This is a genomic window from Gordonia sp. UBA7599, assembly GCA_002477755.1.
Classification (GTDB): domain Bacteria; phylum Actinomycetota; class Actinomycetes; order Mycobacteriales; family Mycobacteriaceae; genus Gordonia.
On sequence record DLKD01000109.1, the window covers coordinates 1 to 4,810 of the forward strand.

Below are 4,810 nucleotides of genomic sequence, written 5' to 3' on the forward strand. Positions count from 1 at the left end.
GGTTCGAGGGCGATGGTGATCGGCACCGAGTTCGTCGACGGCGACATGGCGACTTGGGCGACCGACGTCGCGCCGAGCGGGCCGTTGGTGTCGAAGCCCTGCGTGCGGTAGCTGCCCGACGTTGCACCGCCGCGTCCGGTGAATCCGGCGGGTGCGGTGAGGTTGACACCGCCACCGGCGCACAGGCGCACCACCCATGCGTCGGTCGAGAAACCTGAGAGTGCGGGCCAGTTCGCCGACACGGTGCCGCCGCCGGCGTGCACACCCTTCACCGCGCCCCGGAAAACCATGACGTGCAGATGCGAGGCATTCGACCAGGTGCCCGACACTTCCGACGAGGACGCGGCGATCAGGTAGCCGACGCGGACGTACGCGCCGAAGGTGCCGCCGTTGGCGATGTTCGTCTTACCGGCGGGCAGGGACGGCGTCGAGAACGCACCGTTGATCGCGTAGAACAGGAGAAAATCCCCCGCCTGATGTGAGGGCAAAACGACGGTGGTGCCGCCGTTCCAGTTCGAGCCGATGTACTCGATGCCGCCGACGGGCCACACCTGGTCCTCGCCGAGATACACCGCGTCCACCGGGTCGGCACCAAGGTAGATGGCGTCGGCTTCGTCGCCGCCCAGCCAGACCGACATCAGTCGACCACCACGTACACCGTGTTGGAGTCCTTGGTGCCGATCGCGGCGTACTGCGCGGCCGTCCCTCGCCACAGGGTCAGCGTCGTGGCGGTGCCGTTGTTCGACCCGGTCACGCGACCGGTACCGAGCTTGGTGACCGCGATCGCGGCGGAACCATTGATGTCGGCGTCGACGAGCGTCCCGTCGGCGACCATTGAGCTCGTGATCGCCGGGATGCGCGCCTCGGCCAGGGTGCCGCTGGTGATCTTGGAGGCGGCGAGATTCGGGACCCGCGCAGCGTCGAGAGTGCCGGACGTGACATCCGACGCAGCATGAGTATGTGTGGCCGGCGTGAACGTTGACGGCTTGTCGGTGATGCCCGACCAGTTCGTCGTCCCCGGTGCCCCGTCGTCACCATCGTCACCGGGTGGGCCTTTCAGGTTCGCTACTGGTGACCACGCCATGATCAGCTCAGCTCGTAGACGTCACCGTTGGTGGTGTCCATGTACATGTCACCGGGCAGCGACCCACTCACACCCGAGGGTGACCCGGCGCCGGTGAACCACTTCGAGCCACGCGCACCAGTGGCACCAGTCGCACCGTCGCTCCCGTCGCTTCCGTCAGCTCCGTCGGCCCCGTCATTTCCGGCGATTCCCTGGATTCCCTGGATTCCCTGGATTCCCTGGTCTCCGGCATCTCCCTTGTCTCCCTTGGGCCCCCGGAACTCGACACCGTCACCAGACGACGGGAAAGCAGAGCCGTCCCAGATGTACAGCTTGCCGTCGGCGGCCACCATATAGCCCGACCCCGCATCACCAGCGTCAAGGTCATCGGGCAGTTCCGCGTACGTCGGGACCGATCCGGCGATCTCGATACCCGCACCGTCAGCGCCGGCGTCACCGGTGTCGCCTTTGGCGCCTTGGCTGCCTTGGGGGCCGCGCCACGTCGGGCCCGTGCCCTCGGTCGGGAAAGCGGCACCGTCCCAGATGTAGAGGCATCCGTCGGCGAGGTTCACCCACGCACGGCCCGCATCGCCTGCACCCAAGCCGCCGGGGAGGTTGCCGTAAGTGGCGACGTCGCCTTGGGGTAGAACACTGGTGCCGTCGGCTCCGTCGCTGCCGTCGGCGCCCGCCGCGCCGGGGCTGCCTGCTGCGCCTGCTGCGCCTTGGGGTCCGCGGATGTTGCCTGAAATTACCCATGCCAATGGGATCACCGTCCTTCTGTAGGGTTGGAGATGGTCATAGAAAAGCCCCGCACCTGCGCGAACAGGCCGGGGTGTGGCCGACTAACGAGGAGTCGACATGTCTGAGCGTACGTGCGATATCGCTGGGTGCGATCGCAAACACGAAGCGCGCGGGTTCTGTAGGAAGCACTACGCGCAATGGCGCACTTCGAATGGTGAGCGCATCTGTTCCGTTGACGAGTGCGGGCGACCTGCCCACGCTCGCGGGTGGTGCACGACCCACTACCAGCGGTGGAAGAACAACGGGTCACCCACTGCCCTTCAACCGCGATATCCGGACTCGCCATGCACAGTGGACGAGTGCGACCTACCCGGCAGATCGAAAGGGATGTGCCAGATGCACTACGCGCGGTGGAAGCGCCACGGGGACCCGGCCGTGCTGACCGTCCCCCAACGTCCGCAGAATCTGAGCGTGCCCGAGATTCTGGACTGGTATATCCAGCGTGGCGAGTCGGACGAGTGCTGGCCGTGGACGGGTCAGAGCATCCGAGGGTACGGGTATTTTGAGGTCGGCGGGCGAGACAATCGGCGTGTTCTGAAGGCGACACGCGTCGTGGTCGAGCTGCGGGATGGCATCGAACTAGCTGTCGACGAGGTGGTGATGCACACGTGTGACAATCCGCCGTGCTGTAACCCAGCCCATCTGGTCGTAGGTACGCAGGCCGACAACATTGCCGACATGATGGCGAAGGGGCGCAGCTACTGGCAGAAGCGGCACCGATCAGTCTCCTAGTGTGTAGATGGTGCCGGTGGTGGTGTCGAGGTAGCGGTCTCCGGGTTTGGAGCCGACGATGGTGTCTGGTGGTCCGTCGCCGAAGAACCAGGCGGTGCCTTCGAACGCAGGCCCCGGTGGGCCGGGATCGCCGCGCAGGAATTCGAGCCACTCTTCTTCGGTGCCGAGGTATCCGTTGGCGACGGCGGTGGCGTAGGCGGAAGGTCCGGGTGGGCCGTCGGGTCCCGGCGTGGGGACTGCGGCGACGAGGACCGCTGCACTACCGTCGGCGACGTCGACCTGGGAGGCGACTTCGATGCCCGCGGTGCGGGGGCTGACTTCGATGACGATCTCAGTCATGCCGCGATCCCGTCGTAACGCACAACCTGCCCGTTGACCAGGACGTCATCGAGATTGTCGGGGATCGCGTTGTCGGGCAGGATTTGCACCGCGCGCCACAGGGTGCCCGTCTTGATGTTGTCGACGAGAGCGTGGTCGATGTGGATGCGCGCGGCGGGTCCGGTGATGATTGCGGTCCCAGATACGGGGCCGGTCTTCGCGTCGATCGTGAGGACGACGGTCACCCCGGCAGGCCAGTCGGTGATGGCGGTCTGTCCGGTGTCGGGATCGACCGTCTTGTACACGAGGGTGACGTCGAGGTCCCCACCACGGCTGAGTGGGAGGTTATGCAGGGGTGGGCCGGGAAACAGTGGCGTGGTCATCGGCTACTCCTGTTCTGCTGGCATGAGGTTGGGGTGGATCGCCGGGCGGTTGCGTGACCACGGTGTCGGTGCCCACGTCGGGTCGTCAGCCTGCAAGGCTGCGCACAGATCGCCCATGAAGTCGCCGTGCTGACCCTGTTCAAAGATGACGTGCCACACCTCGCCCGTCGGGTTGGCGAGCATCTCCCACTCGCGGAACCCCTCGAGGAACGCGACGAAGAACTTCACTGCGCCGGCGCCGGTGGCGATCGTCTCTGGGCCCTCGGGGTTGTAGGCGGGATCGTCGGCGAGGATGGCTTGCCACAGCTTCGGCACTACCACGTTGTGCAGGAACCGCAACCCGGGGTGCAGCATCTCGGTGTCGACGAACTGGCGGGCACCGAACCCTGACCACGCCACCCCGACGAAGAAGCGTTTCACGTTGTACAGCGGATCAATCAAGGGTCACCTCAACACGTAGAAGGGCAGCTTGGTCGACGCCGAGTAGTTCAAGTTCGACTCGGCGATCGAGGTGGGCAGGGCGCCGGAGTTCGAGTTGGTGTAGCAGTAGTTCTTGCGCGGATACTGTGTCGACGGCGGTTCGATCCGGGTGATCTTGGTCATCACCACCGATGCGCATGTCTGCAGGATGCTCGTTTTCTGCAGCAGCCCGATGGCGAAGACCTGGCCCTGGGTGGCGTTGATGGTGACACCCAAGTGGAAGCGCTGCTCGGTGTTCGTGTTGGTGATCGAGCTCTTGATGTCGGTGGTCGCCGACGAGGTGTTGCACAGGGTCAGGTTCCCGGTGGTCGGGTTGACCAGATACACCCCGATGTAGGCGTTTTGGATGCCGGCGAAGGTCTGTGAGTCGCCGGTGATGAATCCGACCTGGCTGTAGCTGCGGGTCTTGGTCGCTTTGATGAAGGCGATCTCGACGTAGTTGTTGCCCTGACCCGCGGGCTGGTAGTCGGGAATCTGACCCAAACCATGCGAATGTGATCCGCCGCCGCTGCTACCGCCGGAGCTGGTGCCCGCCGCCGCCCCGTTGGACAGGTTGGCGCGCGGAAATGTGGAGTCCTCGTCATCGTTGATCGACATCCACAGCGACGAGATCATCGGGATCTGTTCCATTGACGGTTTCCCGTTGGCCGTCACCATCGCCGTATCAGCAACCGATGACACACCGGCCAACCAGTTCGCCAGCGCGCCCTCGATGTCGTCGCCGATCACCGGAATCGCACCCAGCAAATCGCTCAGCAATTCGACGATGATCCGCAGCGGCAGCCGCATGATCGCCGGAATGAGATTCGCCTGGATCTCCTCCAGGGCGTCCCAGTCCTCGGGGTCGGTGTCGGTCAGCCAGGCGAGCAGCATCGCGAGTGCGCGCAGCGCGGTGGCCGCGAGGTCGACGGGCAGGCCGGCGAAAAACCCCGCAACCAGATCGGGCAGGTCGTCGGCCGAGGTCAGGGTTGGCGATCCGGGGTCGTCGTCGGCGATGTCGCCCAGGAATGAGCCGAACAGGTCGGTGATCATC

The 4,810-nt window shown here is 65.2% G+C and carries 8 protein-coding genes; 1 reads left to right on the top strand and 7 read right to left on the bottom strand.

Annotated elements, in window-relative coordinates:
* The 3 genes from B4L26_RS12330 to B4L26_RS12340 all read right to left on the bottom strand — a co-directional run.
* On the bottom strand, positions 1 to 638 hold a 638-nt coding region (locus tag B4L26_RS12330), incomplete at its 3' end, for a hypothetical protein (protein ID WP_290719156.1).
* On the bottom strand, positions 638 to 1,084 hold the full coding sequence (locus B4L26_RS12335) for a phage upper tail fiber protein (protein WP_290719157.1): 447 nt from the start codon (positions 1,082 to 1,084) through the stop codon (positions 638 to 640). The genes B4L26_RS12330 and B4L26_RS12335, both read right to left, overlap by 1 nt.
* Before the next feature lie 2 nt (positions 1,085 to 1,086).
* Positions 1,087 to 1,833: a hypothetical protein gene (locus B4L26_RS12340; RefSeq protein WP_290719158.1), complete on the bottom strand. Its 747-nt coding sequence runs from the start codon at positions 1,831 to 1,833 to the stop codon at positions 1,087 to 1,089.
* A 367-nt stretch (positions 1,834 to 2,200) separates the two neighbouring features.
* Between B4L26_RS12340 and B4L26_RS12345 the strand changes: the two genes are divergently transcribed.
* Positions 2,201 to 2,596 (top strand): HNH endonuclease, encoded by a 396-nt coding sequence (locus tag B4L26_RS12345; RefSeq protein WP_290719159.1) that lies wholly within the window; start codon positions 2,201 to 2,203, stop codon positions 2,594 to 2,596.
* Here the strand turns inward: B4L26_RS12345 and B4L26_RS12350 are convergent.
* The 4 genes from B4L26_RS12350 to B4L26_RS12365 all read right to left on the bottom strand — a co-directional run.
* Positions 2,585 to 2,935 carry a hypothetical protein gene (locus tag B4L26_RS12350; protein ID WP_290719160.1) on the bottom strand — a complete coding sequence of 117 codons (351 nt, stop codon included), beginning with the start codon at positions 2,933 to 2,935 and terminating at the stop codon, positions 2,585 to 2,587. The two genes, B4L26_RS12345 and B4L26_RS12350, sit on opposite strands and share 12 nt — an antisense overlap.
* Entirely contained in the window at positions 2,932 to 3,297 is a 366-nt protein-coding gene (locus B4L26_RS12355; RefSeq protein WP_290719161.1) for a DUF7264 domain-containing protein, read from the bottom strand. Before B4L26_RS12355 ends, B4L26_RS12350 begins: the two co-directional genes overlap by 4 nt.
* Before the next feature lie 3 nt (positions 3,298 to 3,300).
* Positions 3,301 to 3,738, bottom strand: coding sequence for a hypothetical protein (locus B4L26_RS12360; RefSeq protein WP_290719162.1), 438 nt, complete (start codon positions 3,736 to 3,738; stop codon positions 3,301 to 3,303).
* 3 nt (positions 3,739 to 3,741) lie between these two features.
* The coding region (locus B4L26_RS12365; RefSeq protein ID WP_290719163.1) for a hypothetical protein at positions 3,742 to 4,810 on the bottom strand (1,069 nt) is incomplete at its 5' end.

What these genes read in the sequence shown, in the direction of transcription:
- B4L26_RS12345 (WP_290719159.1), top strand. Translation starts at nt 2,201, where the DNA reads ATGCACTACGCGCGGTGGAAGCGCCACGGGGACCCGGCCGTGCTGACC.
- B4L26_RS12350 (WP_290719160.1), bottom strand. Translation starts at nt 2,935, where the DNA reads ATGACTGAGATCGTCATCGAAGTCAGCCCCCGCACCGCGGGCATCGAA.
- B4L26_RS12355 (WP_290719161.1), bottom strand. Translation starts at nt 3,297, where the DNA reads ATGACCACGCCACTGTTTCCCGGCCCACCCCTGCATAACCTCCCACTC.
- B4L26_RS12335 (WP_290719157.1), bottom strand. Translation starts at nt 1,084, where the DNA reads ATGGCGTGGTCACCAGTAGCGAACCTGAAAGGCCCACCCGGTGACGAT.